Source organism: Acidiferrobacteraceae bacterium (genome assembly GCA_037388825.1).
Classification (GTDB): Bacteria; Pseudomonadota; Gammaproteobacteria; order Acidiferrobacterales; family JAJDNE01; genus JARRJV01.
Genome location: JARRJV010000060.1, coordinates 1 through 13,648 on the forward strand (window position 1 = coordinate 1; position 13,648 = coordinate 13,648).

The window sequence follows — 13,648 nt, forward strand, 5'->3', positions numbered from 1 at the left end:
GCGCCCCTGGGGTGCTTAGCTCAGCTGGTAGAGCGTCGCCCTTACAAGGCGAATGTCGGGGGTTCAAGTCCCTCAGCACCCACCATCGCGTTCGATGCGGGTCATCATTCGGAGCGGTAGTTCAGTTGGTTAGAATACCGGCCTGTCACGCCGGGGGTCGCGGGTTCGAGTCCCGTCCGCTCCGCCATCTCCATGCCCGGCGAGGATCTCCTCGCCGCTCAAATTTTTCCACTCCCTTGTCGCTGACAGTCCCTCTCCGGTAGAGTACGCGCGATGCTGAGCACCATCCGGGAAAAAATCCAGGGAATCTTCGCCACGGTCATCATTGCGATGATCGTGATCCCGTTTGCGCTGTGGGGCGTGAACCAGTACTTCGAGGGAGATTCCAAGGTCACCGTCGCCGAGGTCAACGGCACGGAGATCAGTCACGACGACCTGCAGCGCCAACTTGATCGCTATCGCGGCCGCGTGAATCCAAAGATGCTTGAGACGCCATTCTTCAAGCAGCAGATCCTTCATCAGATGATCCAGCGCATCCTGCTGCAGCAGGCGGTCCAGAATGGCGGCTATGGTGTCAGCCGGGAGCAACTGGGTGCCCTGATTCGCGCGATGCCGGAGTTTCAGGTAGATGGCACCTTCAACTCCGCGCGCTATGAGGATCTGTTGCGTCGCAGCGGTCAGACCTACCAGGGCTTCGAAGACAGTATGCGCCATCAGAAGATGCTGGATCAGCTCATCAGCGGCCTCAAGGGCAGCGGTTTTGTCACCAAACAGGATGAAGACCGTGTACTGGCGCTGGCACAGCAGCGACGCCGAATTGCCGTGGTCACGGTTTCCGTGGATCAGCTGGAAAACGGTATCAAGGTCTCGGAAAAGGATCTGGAGGACTACTATCAGGCACACCAGGACCAGTATCGGGTGCCGGAGCAGGTGCGCATTGCCTACATCGAGTTGAGCGCGAAATCCGTCGCCGCGACCATCAAGCCTACGGAGGCCGATCTCAAGGCGACCTACGAAAGCGAAAAGAGCCGGTTCATGACGCCGCCGGAGCGTCGCGTCAGCCACATCCTGATTCCCCTGTCGGACTCGGCATCGCCTGCGGACGTGCAGAAGGCCCTGAAGAAGGCGCAGGACATCGCCAGGCAGGCAAAGGCGGGAGCAAACTTCGCAAGCCTCGCCAGGAAATACTCCGGCGACTCTTCCACGGCTTCGCGGGGCGGTGATCTCGGCACCCTGAGTCCGGGGTTGCTGCCGAAGAATCTCGAGGCGGCCATCGAAACCCTGAAGCAGGGCGGAGTGACGGCACCCATTCGCACCAGGTTTGGCTATCACGTGGCCAAGGTCACGCAGTACAAGGCCGGGAAGCTAAAGAGCTATGCCCAGGTACGCCAACAGCTGATCGCGTTGGTGAAGAAGGAGAAGGGAACCCGTCGTTACTACGACGAGGTGGAGAAGTTCAACAACATTGTCTACGAACAGTCGGACAGTCTGGAGCCGGCGGCCAAGGCCCTCGGCCTGAAGGTCCACACCAGCGACTGGTTCGCGCGCACCGGCGGAAAGGGGATCACGGCCAACCCGAAGGTGACGGGCGCTGCATTCTCCTCGGACGTCCTACTGGACAAGCACAACAGCGATTCACTGGAGATCGGCAAGGATAGTCTGTTGGCATTGCGCGTGGTCGATCACAAGGCGGCTACGGTCAAACCGTTCGCCAGTGTCCGCAAGGAGATCGTGGCGAACCTCAGGAAAGATCGTGCACAGCAGGAAGCGACACGCCTCGGTTCCGAGATCCTGACCAGGGCGCGCAAGAGTGGTTCCCTGGAGCAGGCCGCTCGCGGGGTTGCGGCCGCACGCTACCACAAGCCGGTTGTGCTGACTCGCTACGACACCAAGGCGACTGACCCCGCCGTGTTGCAGGCTGCTTTTGCCGCGCCGCGACCCAGGGACAAGAAGGAGAGCCTGGTCAACGCCTCACTGAAGGACAAGGGCTACGCTGTGATTGCTGTCACGGCGGTGATGGATGGCAAGGCCTCGGACCTGGACAAGAAGAAGGCGAAGGAACTGCAGAATGCGCTGCAGGCGCGTCGCGGGGACGACTACTTCAACGACTTCATCAGCGGCCTGCGCAAGCAGGCGAAGATCGAGATTCACGAGAAGGCGCTGTAGTGGCGATGCGGACCCTCAGCAGGGTCCGTGATCTCTCCGCCGGAATTCCCGGTCACTCCTCGGCGGACATATCCGGCAGGGCCGTTATGTTGAAGCCGGCATCGACGTAGGTGATCTCGCCGGTAATACCGGACGCCAGGTCCGAGCACAGGAAGGCGGCCGCGTTTCCCACCTCTTCGATGGTCACGACCCTTCCGAGGGGTGCGGCGCCAGAGAACTGCGACAACATCTTTCGGAATCCACTAATACCCGCAGCGGCCAGGGTCTTGATCGGCCCGGCGGAAATTCCATTCACGCGTATGCCCTCGGGACCCAGGGACTGGGCGAGATAGCGCACGTTGGCTTCCAGGGCCGCCTTGGCCACGCCCATGGTGTTGTAGTTCGGGATAGTCCGCACGGCGCCAATGTAGGTGAGCGTGATCAGCGAGCCGTTTCGGCCCTGCATCATTTTGCGGCCGGCTTTCGCCAGGGCGGCAAAGCTGTAGGCACTGATATCCAGCGTGGTGGCAAAGCCTTCCCGGGTCACGGAATCGATGTACGATCCCTGCAGCTGATCCGCCGGTGCGAAACCGACGGAATGCACGATAATGTCGAGGCCATCCCAGTGCTTGCCGAGCGACTCGAATACCGCTTCGATCTGTTCGTCGCTGGTGACATCGCACGGAAAGACGAGGCTGGAACCGGTTTCCTGGGCGAATTTTTCCACGCGACCCTTCAGTTTTTCACCTTGAAAGGTGTAGGCCAGTTCGGCGCCTTCGCGGTGCATGGCCTGGGCCACACCCCAGGCGATGGAACGGTTGCTGGCGACGCCCACGATGAGCGCGCGCTTGCCTTGCAGAAATCCCATGTATCTCTCCGTCCTGTTCTTCTTGGCCAGGGCAAATTATGCCGCAGGGACGCGGCGAGGCGCTACGGTAACGAATTTTTCGCTTTTCGGAAAGGGGATGCGACAAGGGATTCTTGCTATATTCAGGCGACCGCGGCGCGCGGTCTTGAACCGATTGGCGTCGTGAACCTCCGACAATGCGGGTATCTTGTAAACAACAACCAGGCCAAGACGACCGATGGGGCTGAAGCGTTTCCTGATCTTCGCACCGATCGCACTGATCCTGGTCCTGCTTCAATCCTATTTCTGGGCTCCGACGCGCGAGTCGCAAACCGTCGACAACCCCGCGCGCGGCCGGCAGTACATCGAGGCGTCCATCGGGGACGCCAAGATTCTCAATCCGGTTCTTCTCACCGACGCCTCCAGCTTTGACATCGTGAATCAGGTTTTCGACAGCCTGATCGATACCGACGAAAACCTGCATATGCGGGGGCGTCTGGCGCGTAGCTGGGAGATCAGTGAGACTGCCTACCTGATGGTGAATCCCCGGGCCCGATTGCCCGATGGTGCGCCGGTGAGCGGTCCGCTTCTGCTGCAGCGATTGCGTACCGCGATGCGCGGAGGTTCGCTGGCAGAATTGTCACACCAGGTACTCAAGATGGACCTGCTCCCGGCCTCGCGCCGTACCCGGACGGTGGCGGCGCCCGGAGCCGATGGCAAGCCGCAGGAGTACCGTGTGGCCATGGATGTACCGCCACGGATTCGTTTCCGGTTGCGCGATGTTGATCAGGACTTTTTCAGCAAGCTGCAGCCGGTCATCGGGAAAGGCTATGGCCGTTCCGCCCATCTGGAAAGAAACATCCAGCTAACGCCTGCCAATCCCAAGCTGTTGGCATCGAGTGTGGGGCAATGGTTACCCGTATTCGAGCACAATCCGGAAATTCTTTTCCGCCTGCGTCGTGGTGTGCGCTTCCATGACGGTGTGGAGTTCACCGCACGCGATGTGAAGTTCACCTACGAAGCAATCATGGAACCGAAAAACCTGTCGCCCCTGACGTCGGATTTCGAGCCCATCAAGCAGATGCAGATCATCGACCCGTATACGGTGCGTGTGGTGTACAAGCCCGGAAGGCGCTGGAAAAGGAAATGGATCGGCGAGGTATAACGGGGGATGCGCGCAAGAGTTTCGGTCTGCGCGACAGCGATTTCAATCGTCATCCCGTCGGAACCGGACCGTTCCGATTTGTGTCCTGGAGCAGTGATGAACTGATTCATCTCGTGCGCAATGATGATTACTGGGATGGGCCGCCTGAATACAAAGACTATTTTTACCGCATCATCCCCGATCCAGTGACCCAGGAGGTGGAGTTCCGTACCGGCGCGATCGATGCCTATGCACCGCAGCCTCATCAGGCGGCGCGCTACCGCAAGGACCAGGACTACCAGACATATTCCAGTCTCAGTTTCGGGTACACCTATATTGGTTACAACAACAAGCGGCCATTGTTTCGCGACCCGCGCGTGCGCCGCGCCCTGGGCATGGCCATCGACGTGAAACAGATCATCAAGTACGTCGTGTATGGAGAAGGGCAACGTATTACCGGTCCCTATTCGCCCAATTCCGACTGGAACGACAAGGGCATCAAGCCCTTGCCCTACGACCCCCAAGGCGCGCTGAAAATTCTGAACAGCCTGGGATGGAAACGCAACGCCGACGGATGTTTGGAAAAGGATGGCAAGATCTTTGAGTTCAATCTGGTCACCAACCAGGGCAATACCACGCGTGCCGATATTGCCACGATCGCCCAGAACCAGTGGCGCAAGATCGGCATCAAGTGCAATACCCAGGTATTCGAGTGGGCGGTGTTCATTCAGGACTTCATCAACAAGCAGGATTTCGATGCCGTGATTCTCGGATGGACGGGTGCGGTTCCGCTCAATCCCGATTTGTACCAGATCTGGCATTCCAGTCAGTCGGCTCCGGGCAAGCTGAACTTTGGTGGCTACGACGATCCTCGTGCCGACTAATTGATGGTGGAAATCCGCCGGGAGTACAACCACGATCGCCAGGTGCAGTTGGCCCACCAGCTACACCGCGTGATCGCCGAGGACCAGCCCTATACCTTCCTGTACGCGCCCATGGCTACGATCGCGCTGGACAAGCGCATCGTTCAGGTGAACAAGGATGGGAGCTATTCGAAGCTCAAGCCGACGCGCACAGGCAATGTGTATTACTATTTCAACCGCTGGCGAAAGCTGGCATTTACACCGAAATTCTAGCGGCGGGACTCGGGCGCTATGTGGTCATACCTTCTGCGAAACACGGTACAGCGGCTCATCCTGCTGGTGTTCGTCTCTATCATTGCCCATGCCGTCATTCACCTTGCGCCGGGTCAGCCGAGTGAGGTGGACCCGAGCAATCCGCGTATGAAGGCGCAGGATATCGCCAAGATTCGCGCCGCCTTTCATCTTGATGATCCGCTCTATCTCCAGTATGCCTATTGGGTGCGGGATCTTTTCACGGGCAGGTTGAAAAGCTTCAAGGACAGCCAGCCGGTGCTGCCCAAGATCTGGGAGCGGTTTCTCAACTCCTTGCCCTTGTTTATTACCGCGACGCTGATCGTCTGGACGCTGTCTTTTCCCACGGGTATTCAGGCGGCGGTGCGGCGAGGTTCACTATACGATCGAAGTACCACCGTCATCGCGTACACCCTGATCTCGGTGCCGGGATTCTTCCTGTCGTACCTGATGATCATGTTTGCCGCCAATGTGCTGGACGTCCCCGTCATCGGGATGCGTACCCTGGGAATGGAAAACGCCGGCTGGATGTTTCGCAGTATGGACCGGCTATGGCACCTCGTCATCCCTTCGCTCATGTCAGCTCTGACCGGGATCGCCGTGCTGTCACGCTATGTGCGCTCGCAGATGCTGGAGGTCATTGGTCAGGACTATGTGCGTACTGCCCGTGCCAAGGGGCTGGACGGGGATACCGTTATCTATCGCCATGCGTTGCGCAATGCCTTGCTGCCCTTCGTAACGATGTTCGGGTTCCTCCTGCCGGGACTGATTGGTGGTTCGGTGATCTTCGAGCAGATCTTTGCCTGGCCAGGAATCGGGCTGCTTGGCTACAACGCGATCCTGAGCCGTGACTTCCCGGTAATCCTCACCCTGAATCTGATCGGCGCGGTGCTCACCCTGGGGGGCACGTTCCTGTCCGACATCCTGTACGCGGTCGTCGATCCGCGTGTGCGCCTGGAGTAGGACATGAGTGAAACCAAGATCATGACCATGGAGACCACGGGCGATGCCTGGCAGGCCCCCGGAGAGACGCCGATACAGGAGTTCTGGCGCTTGCTGCGCCGCGATCGCCTGGCCATGGCCGGGCTCGTTACCCTGATCCTGCTTGCCATTGCGGCGCTTGCGGGAAAACTGTTGACGGAGTGGGTTGTCGTGTTTGATCCGGCCACCGTGCGCCTGGTGGACAAGTTTCGTTCTCCATTCTCGTTGCCATCGCCGCTATTGCCGGCGGCAGATCGGCCCACTCTGGGCCTATATCTTCTGGGGACCGACAACCTGGGGCGTGATGTGTTTGCGCGCATGTTGCAGGGCTCATTCGTCTCGCTGTCCATCGGCTTCGTCGCCGTGGGGATTTCTACCGTTGTCGGCGTGCTGCTGGGGGGTCTGGCCGGATACTACGGTCGCGTGCGTTTGGGCTTCATTACCGTCGATACCCTGATCATGCGCTTTACCGACATCATGCTCACGTTCCCCACCTTTTTTCTCATCCTGACCGTGGTCGCACTGCTGCCGGCCAGCATCTACAACATCATGATCGTGATCGGACTGACCAGCTGGATGGGCACCGCGCGATTTGTGCGCGCTGAGTTTCTGACCCTGCGCGAACTGGATTTCGTCACGGCCGCCCGGGCTATGGGCCTGCGCGACCGGCGCATCATTTTCCGGCATATGGTGCCCAATGCCATTGCCCCGGTGCTGGTGTCGGCCACCATCGCCGTAGCGACGGCCATCCTCACTGAATCGGCCCTGAGCTTCCTCGGATTCGGTGTGCAACCGCCCGATGCGACCTGGGGCAACATCCTGGCGGACGGCAAGGGCTTCATCTTTGACGCCCCGTGGCTGTTCTTCACGCCTGGCATCGCCATCCTCGTCGTGGTGCTCGCATTCAATCTCCTGGGAGAGGGCATGCGCGAGGCCATGAATCCGAAGCTGCGGAGGCGCTAGTCCTTGGCCAGGGATGACATGGCGGGCGCCGCGCAGAGTTCACCTGACACGCCAGTGTTGTCGGTAGAGGGATTGCATGTGTCGTTCTTCACTGAGGCGGGCGAGGCCGCTGCTGTGCAGGACGTCTCCTTTGATTTGGCGCGCGGGGAAACGCTCGCTGTCGTCGGCGAGTCGGGCTGTGGCAAGTCGGTGACGGCGCTTTCGATTCTCGGGCTCATCGACGCGCCCGGGCGTATCACCGCCGGCAGCATTCGGCTGACCGGCGAGGAACTAATCGGTCGCAGTGAAAAGGAACTGCGTGAAGTGCGCGGCAGCCGTATCGGCATGGTGTTTCAGGAGCCCATGACCTCGCTCAATCCGGTGTTCACGATTGGTTTCCAGATCGGTGAAGTGCTGAAGCGCCACCGCGGTATGGACGAGAACCAGGCGCGCGAGGAAAGCGTTCGCCTGCTGCGCCAGGTCGGGATTCCGTCGCCGGAACGAAGGGTGGATCAGTATCCCCACGAGTTGTCCGGCGGCATGAAACAGCGGGCCATGATCGCCATGGCCCTGGCTTGCCATCCGGACCTGTTGATCGCCGACGAACCAACGACGGCTGTGGACGTGACCATACAGGCCCAGATCCTGCAACTGCTGCAGGAACTGCAGAAGGAGATGGGCATGTCGGTGCTGCTCATTACACACAACCTTGGCGTGGTGGCGCACTTCGCACAGCGGGTAGTGGTCATGTATGCGGGCCAGGTGGCCGAGAGCGCCGATGTACAGCAACTCTTCGCCAGGGCAGCGCATCCGTATACCCGCGCCTTGCTGGCGGCCCTGCCGAGACCGGGTCACAAGGGTGAACGACTGGTGTCCATCGAGGGGACCGTCCCCGCCCCGCAACAATACGCCCGCGGCTGTCGTTTCTGTACCCGCTGTCCCGAGGTCATGGAGCGATGCGCGGACGAGATCCCGCCGCGGACCGAGTTGGCCCCGGGCCACACGGCGGCGTGCTGGCGTCTGGTCGGGGAGAAACGATGACCGACAAGGTGGCAGAGGCAGCGCAGGTGCTGGTGTCGGCGGAGGGCTTGAAAAAGTATTTCCCGGTTCGCGGCGGGCTGTTCTCCCGGGTACAGAATTGGGTGAAGGCCGTGGACGGAGTCTCGTTTGAGGTATTCAAGGGCGAGACCCTGGGGCTGGTTGGCGAGTCGGGCTGTGGCAAGACCACCGTCGGGCGCATGCTCCTGCGAATGATCGAACCCACGGAGGGGGAGATTCATTTCGAGGGCAGGGACGTGCTTGCCCTGCCGTCGGGGGAGATGCGCGAACTCCGGCGGCATATGCAGATCGTATTTCAGGACCCGTACAGCTCCCTCAACCCGCGTATGACGGTAGAGGAAATCATTGGCGAAGGGCTGCGTGCCCACGGTCTGGCCGTCGGTCGCGAGTACGAGCGGCGGGTGGGTGAGTTACTGGAACGCGTGGGTCTTTCGGCGAGCTATCGAAGAAGGTATCCGCACGAGTTTTCCGGGGGGCAGCGTCAGCGCATTGGCATTGCCCGTGCCCTGTCCCTGAATCCAAGCTTCATCGTGTGTGACGAGGCGGTGTCCGCCCTGGATGTTTCCATTCAGGCGCAGATCCTGAATCTGTTGAAGGATCTTCAGCAGGAGTTTCAGCTGGCGTACCTGTTTATCACCCACGAACTGAACGTGGTGCAGTACATCGCAGATCGGGTGGCGGTCATGTACCTGGGACAGATCGTGGAGCTCGCCCGGCCCGAGCAGTTGTTTGAGCAGCCCCTGCATCCCTATACCGAGGCCCTGATCGCGGCCAACCCCGTACCCGATCCCGCTGCGGTATACACCGCGCGATTTCTGGAGGGCGATGTTCCCTCACCCATGAACCCGCCGAAGGGATGCCGTTTTCACACCCGGTGCCCAAAGGTTATGGATGTGTGCCGCGTGGAGGAACCGAAGAAGGTCACCTTTGGAGGGGGGCGAGATGTGCGCGTAGTCGCATGCCACCTGCACACCAATGATGCCGGCGCGCACGATGCGTGAATGGAGCCAGGGGATCAGGAAGTGGTAGCGTCCGCCACCGATGGCGGTACGTGCTCCGGGTCTACATAGATCTTCAGCGCCTGTCCCGGGTGGAGTGGCCGGCGGCGGTTCAACCGGTTCCAGCCGGTGATCTGGTAGATGTACACGTCATAGCGCCGGGCAATGGACCACAGGGTGTCTCCCCGCTTCACCGTATGGACAAGTTTGACCGAGCCCTTGGGAATCGGACGACGGCGGGCCACGCGGCGCACCGGTCGTGTGACGTTGCCATAGGCGGCGGTCAGGCGCCGGTTGGAAACGGGGATAATCAGGTTGTGACCGGCGCGGATACGGTTGCTGTGGAGCCGGTTGGCATGTCGAATCGAGCGGACGCTGACACCGTAGTGGCGCGCAATCCCGCTGAGGGTGTCGCCGGAACGGATGCGGTGCCGAACCCAACGTACACGCTTGTTGTCGGGCAACTGCTTGAGCGCCGCCAGCAGCGCATCGCGGCGCTCCGCCGGAACCAGTAGCTGGTGGGGTCCGTCGGGCGCGGTGGCCCAGCGCTTGAATCCGGGATTGATGTCGTACAGATCGCCAATGTTCATGCCCGCGAGCTTGGCGACGATGCCCAGGTCGATCTGCGAACCGATCTCCACCTTGGCGAAATACGGTTCGTTGGGAATGGCGGCCAGGGTCAGACCATACTGCTGTGGATTGGCGATGATGTGGGAGATGGCGATCAGTTTTGGCACGTAGTTGCGTGTTTCCGGTTTCAGGCGGCGCAGGTGCACATAGTCGGTTGGCAGGCCGTGACGCCGGTTGTACTCCTGCGCCCGCAGGACTCGCCGCTCACCCGCATTGTAGGCCGCAAGCGCCAGCTCCCAATCGCCATTGAATTCATTGTGCAGCTTCTGCAGATAGTCCAGCGCGGCCCCTGTCGCGGCGACCACATCGCGCCGCCCGTCGTACCACCAGTTGCGATCCAGCCCGAAGTGCTTGCCGGTGGACGGGATGAACTGCCACAGACCGGCGGCACGGGCATGGGACAGTGCGTGAGGCTTGTACGCGCTCTCAATCGCCGGTAACAGTGCGATCTCCATCGGCATGTTTCGCTTCTCAACCTGGTCGACGATGTAGTACAGGTAGAGGCGGGCGCGTTCCACCAGGCGATTCATGTAAGCGGGATTCGACGCGAACCATTCCTCGTGCCGCTTCACCAGCGGGCTATCCATCGGCTCAAGCTTGTAGCCCGCGCGGATCCGGTCCCACAAGTTCGTAAACTGGGCGGGGTCGGTCTGCGCCTGGACCGTTACGGTGTCATCAGCACCCGCGGGAGTCGGGTTTGCTTCAGCGGAGGGAGAAGGAGCGGCAGTCGTGTCCCCGGGAGTGGCCTTGGGCGTACTGGCGCAGGCGCTGATCAGGGAAAACGCGAGAATGCAGGCAAAAACCTGCAGAAACTTCTTGCTCTTTTTGTCTGCGATCGAAACCACAGGCCGTAATAGTAGGAATATGTCACGAACGCGTCAACTGAATTCATCCGCGAAATCCATCTTTCCATCGGCGTAGAGAGGCAAAGACCGGAGCTCCATCTTCGAGAGCCGTGCCTTCATGCCGCTCGGCCGCATGCTTCACCGCCGGCACGGCGGTTCGCAGGAACGGGTTCACCCGGTGCTCGAGACCGATCGAGGAGGGAAGGGTGCACTTGCCGTCGCGCCGAAGATTGGTGACGGTATCGACATACGCGCGAAGGTCGGCGTTGCCCGGTTCCACGGCCATGGCAAAGCGAAGATTGGCTGCCGTGTACTCATGGGTGCAGTAGACGGATGTCCTCTCATCAAGTGCGGTGAGGCGGTTCAGGGAGTCGTACATCTGTTCTGCCGTGCCCTCGAACAGGCGTCCACAACCGGCAGAGAACAGGGTGTCGCCGCAGAACAGCATGCCGTCGCCAAGGTATGCGATGTGGCCCCGGGTGTGGCCTGGCACTTCCATTACCTTCAGGGTCAGCCCGAGTTCTTCGATCCTCACCGTATCGCCTTCCTTCAATGGATGGGTAAGGGTGGAGATGGATTCCGAAGCCGGCCCATACACCGGGATATCGAATCGTTTGCGCAGGTCCGGGATTCCGCCAATGTGATCGGGATGGTGGTGTGTGCACAGGATCGCCACCGGGACCAGTCCCTCCGCATCCAGGAGTGCAAAAACCGGGTCGGCATCACCGGGATCGACAATGACCGCCGGTCGCGAAGCGGTGGAAGCCGCGCGATCCGGACACAGAACCCAGATGTAGTTGTCCTCGAAGGCGTCGGCGTGTAAAACATTGATCGCCATGATGAACCAAAGTCTGTGCCCGGAAGCGGGGGAGGTCAATGTCCTCCGCGGATGATTTCGCCGCGCTGCGCGCGCGTTTGCATGGCTGGTTCGATCAGCCCCTGGGGCGCTCCCTTTGGGCGGCGGAGGCGGCCCGCCTGCGTCCGACCCTGTCGGCTCTCAGCACCACCGTCGCCATCCAGATCGGCGACATCGGCGGAACCGAACTGCTCGATTCCTGCGGCGCGCCGCTGAAGGTCCTGGTCGAGAATCCGGTTTCGGACTTGAAGAACAGTGTCGTCGCGATGCCCGACGCACTTCCCTTTGATTCGGCCAGCGTTGATCTGGCCCTGCTTCCCCACACGCTGGACTTTGCCGAGGATCCCCATGAGGTCCTGCGCGAGGTGGATCGAATCATTTCGCCGGAAGGTCATATGGTTGTTCTGGGTTTCAATCCCTACAGCCTCTGGGGTCTGCGGCGCCTGTTTCGGCGACGCAGCGCGCCCGTCATACCCTGGAATGCCCACTTCATCAGCCTGTACCGCATCAAGGATTGGCTGAAGCTCCTCAATTTCGAGATCAGTGAGGGCGCGATGGTGTACTATCGCCCGCCGCTGTGCAGCCAGAAGGCGATTGATCGCCTGTATTTGCTCGACGCTATCGGCAATCGCTGGTGGCCCATGGCGGCCGCTGTGTACATGCTTGTTGCGCGCAAGCGGGTCGAAGGCATGACGCCGATTCGGCCACGCTGGCGGCTTCGTGCGGTGCCGGATTCGAGCGTCCCCCAGGCAACGGCATGTGGCCGCGCCGCGGCACGGATGCGTATCGTTGGCTGACGTGGAGGTCTATACGGATGGCGCCTGTCGCGGCAATCCGGGTCCCGGTGGATGGGGCGTGGTCTTGCGTTACGGTGATCATGAGAAAGAGCTCTACGGTGGCGAACCCTCGACCACCAACAACCGCATGGAACTGATGGCGGCCATCCAGGCCCTGGAGGCCCTGAAGCGCCCCTGTGCGGTGTCTCTTACCACGGATTCGGTGTACGTGCGCAATGGGATCACCGAGTGGATTGAGAAATGGAAGCGCAATGGCTGGCGTACTGCCGGTCGCAAACCGGTAAAGAACCAGGAGCTTTGGCAGCGGCTTGATGCGGCGGTGCAAAAGCATGAGGTCCAGTGGCATTGGGTAAAGGGGCACGCGGGCCATCCGGAAAACGAACGGGCCGATCAGCTGGCCAATCGCGGCATCGACGACCTGCGACAGCGTTAGTCCGGCCGACAGGAGGGGGAAACACTTCATGCGACAAATCGTTCTTGATACCGAAACGACGGGCCTGGATCCGGCCCAGGGTCATCGCATTATTGAGATCGGCTGCGTGGAGATGATCAGCCGCCGACTCACCGGCAACAACTATCATCAATACATCAATCCGGATCGTGAGATCGATCAGGGTGCGATCGATGTACACGGCATTACCAATGAGTTTCTTGCCGACAAGCCCGGATTCACCGATGTCGCGACCGACTTTCTCGAGTATGTCGGTGATGCCGAACTGATCATCCACAACGCGCCATTCGATATCGGTTTTCTCGACCATGAGTTGCGCCGTGTCCAGGGAGACGATGCGCACGGGATGAATACGCGCTGCAGCGTGGTCGATACCCTGAAGATGGCGCGCCAGATGCATCCCGGTCAGAAGAACGATCTGGACTCCTTGTGCAGACGCTACTCGGTAGACAATACCCAGCGCGCCCTTCACGGTGCCCTGTTGGACGCCGAGATCCTGGCGGACGTATATCTCGCCATGACCGGGGGCCAAACGGGCCTGTTCGAGGAACGCCGCGGGCCGGGCGCGGATCGGGAAGGAGGGGCCGTGGAGATCCAGCGTCTGCCGCAGTCGCGAGCCCCCATGACCGTCCTGCGGGCCACTGACGCGGAAGCTGCGGCCCACGAGGAATGGCTCGCTGAGCTGGACAAGGCCAGTGCCGATGGCAGCATTTGGCGCCAAATTGGCCTGAAATAGGGCTGGACGGCGGGCTGACAGCGGCTAGGATTAGGGAATCGGCCGGGGCGGTCGGAAGTATTG

14 protein-coding genes and 2 tRNA genes are annotated in these 13,648 nt (G+C 60.7%); 13 read left to right on the forward strand and 3 right to left on the reverse strand.

The features are described 5' to 3' along the window. Positions 1 to 9 precede the first annotated feature (9 nt). The 3 genes from P8X48_10340 to P8X48_10350 all read left to right on the forward strand — a co-directional run bounded on the left by P8X48_10340 (position 10) and on the right by P8X48_10350 (position 2,166). Positions 10 to 85, forward strand: a tRNA-Val gene (locus P8X48_10340). A 25-nt stretch (positions 86 to 110) separates the two neighbouring features. Then, positions 111 to 187 (forward strand) — tRNA-Asp (locus tag P8X48_10345). Positions 188 to 273: 86 nt separating this feature from the next. After that, entirely contained in the window at positions 274 to 2,166 is a 1,893-nt protein-coding gene (locus P8X48_10350) for a SurA N-terminal domain-containing protein (protein ID MEJ2107708.1), read from the forward strand. 52 nt (positions 2,167 to 2,218) lie between these two features. Here the strand turns inward: P8X48_10350 and P8X48_10355 are convergent, their stop codons facing one another. Continuing rightward, positions 2,219 to 3,013, reverse strand: a complete 795-nt coding sequence (locus P8X48_10355) for an enoyl-ACP reductase (GenBank protein ID MEJ2107709.1) — start codon at positions 3,011 to 3,013, stop codon at positions 2,219 to 2,221. Positions 3,014 to 3,230: 217 nt separating this feature from the next. Here P8X48_10355 and P8X48_10360 point away from each other — a divergent pair, with 217 nt between their 5' ends. From P8X48_10360 to P8X48_10390, 7 genes are read left to right on the forward strand one after another with little or no spacing between them, the layout of a single operon-like run. After that, positions 3,231 to 4,157 carry an ABC transporter substrate-binding protein gene (locus P8X48_10360; protein ID MEJ2107710.1) on the forward strand — a complete coding sequence of 309 codons (927 nt, stop codon included), beginning with the start codon at positions 3,231 to 3,233 and terminating at the stop codon, positions 4,155 to 4,157. Beyond that, a complete protein-coding gene (locus tag P8X48_10365; protein ID MEJ2107711.1) occupies positions 4,139 to 5,020 on the forward strand; it encodes an ABC transporter substrate-binding protein in 882 nt (293 codons plus the stop codon). Before P8X48_10360 ends, P8X48_10365 begins: the two co-directional genes overlap by 19 nt. A 3-nt stretch (positions 5,021 to 5,023) precedes the next feature. Then, entirely contained in the window at positions 5,024 to 5,272 is a 249-nt protein-coding gene (locus tag P8X48_10370; GenBank protein MEJ2107712.1) for a hypothetical protein, read from the forward strand. A gap of 18 nt (positions 5,273 to 5,290) precedes the next feature. Further along, positions 5,291 to 6,253, forward strand: coding sequence for an ABC transporter permease (locus tag P8X48_10375; protein MEJ2107713.1), 963 nt, complete (start codon positions 5,291 to 5,293; stop codon positions 6,251 to 6,253). 3 nt (positions 6,254 to 6,256) lie between these two features. Next, positions 6,257 to 7,234 (forward strand): ABC transporter permease, encoded by a 978-nt coding sequence (locus tag P8X48_10380; protein ID MEJ2107714.1) that lies wholly within the window; start codon positions 6,257 to 6,259, stop codon positions 7,232 to 7,234. A 3-nt stretch (positions 7,235 to 7,237) separates the two neighbouring features. Next, positions 7,238 to 8,254 carry an ABC transporter ATP-binding protein gene (locus tag P8X48_10385; GenBank protein ID MEJ2107715.1) on the forward strand — a complete coding sequence of 339 codons (1,017 nt, stop codon included), beginning with the start codon at positions 7,238 to 7,240 and terminating at the stop codon, positions 8,252 to 8,254. After that, positions 8,251 to 9,273 (forward strand): ATP-binding cassette domain-containing protein, encoded by a 1,023-nt coding sequence (locus tag P8X48_10390; GenBank protein MEJ2107716.1) that lies wholly within the window; start codon positions 8,251 to 8,253, stop codon positions 9,271 to 9,273. The genes P8X48_10385 and P8X48_10390 overlap by 4 nt, the downstream gene beginning before the upstream one ends. Positions 9,274 to 9,287: 14 nt before the next feature. On the opposite strand, the gene P8X48_10395 is transcribed toward P8X48_10390, so the two are convergent. Continuing rightward, complete coding sequence (locus P8X48_10395; protein MEJ2107717.1) at positions 9,288 to 10,745, reverse strand: LysM peptidoglycan-binding domain-containing protein; 1,458 nt, start codon at positions 10,743 to 10,745, stop codon at positions 9,288 to 9,290. A gap of 43 nt (positions 10,746 to 10,788) precedes the next feature. Next, complete coding sequence (gene gloB / locus P8X48_10400) at positions 10,789 to 11,583, reverse strand: hydroxyacylglutathione hydrolase (protein MEJ2107718.1); 795 nt, start codon at positions 11,581 to 11,583, stop codon at positions 10,789 to 10,791. A gap of 38 nt (positions 11,584 to 11,621) precedes the next feature. Here gloB and P8X48_10405 point away from each other — a divergent pair, with 38 nt between their 5' ends. From P8X48_10405 to dnaQ, 3 genes are read left to right on the forward strand one after another with little or no spacing between them, the layout of a single operon-like run. Further along, on the forward strand, positions 11,622 to 12,398 hold the full coding sequence (locus P8X48_10405) for a methyltransferase domain-containing protein (protein MEJ2107719.1): 777 nt from the start codon (positions 11,622 to 11,624) through the stop codon (positions 12,396 to 12,398). A 1-nt stretch (position 12,399) separates the two neighbouring features. Beyond that, positions 12,400 to 12,831: a ribonuclease HI gene (rnhA, locus tag P8X48_10410; GenBank protein MEJ2107720.1), complete on the forward strand. Its 432-nt coding sequence runs from the start codon at positions 12,400 to 12,402 to the stop codon at positions 12,829 to 12,831. 28 nt (positions 12,832 to 12,859) lie between these two features. After that, entirely contained in the window at positions 12,860 to 13,585 is a 726-nt protein-coding gene (gene dnaQ / locus P8X48_10415) for a DNA polymerase III subunit epsilon (protein MEJ2107721.1), read from the forward strand. Positions 13,586 to 13,648 lie beyond the last annotated feature (63 nt).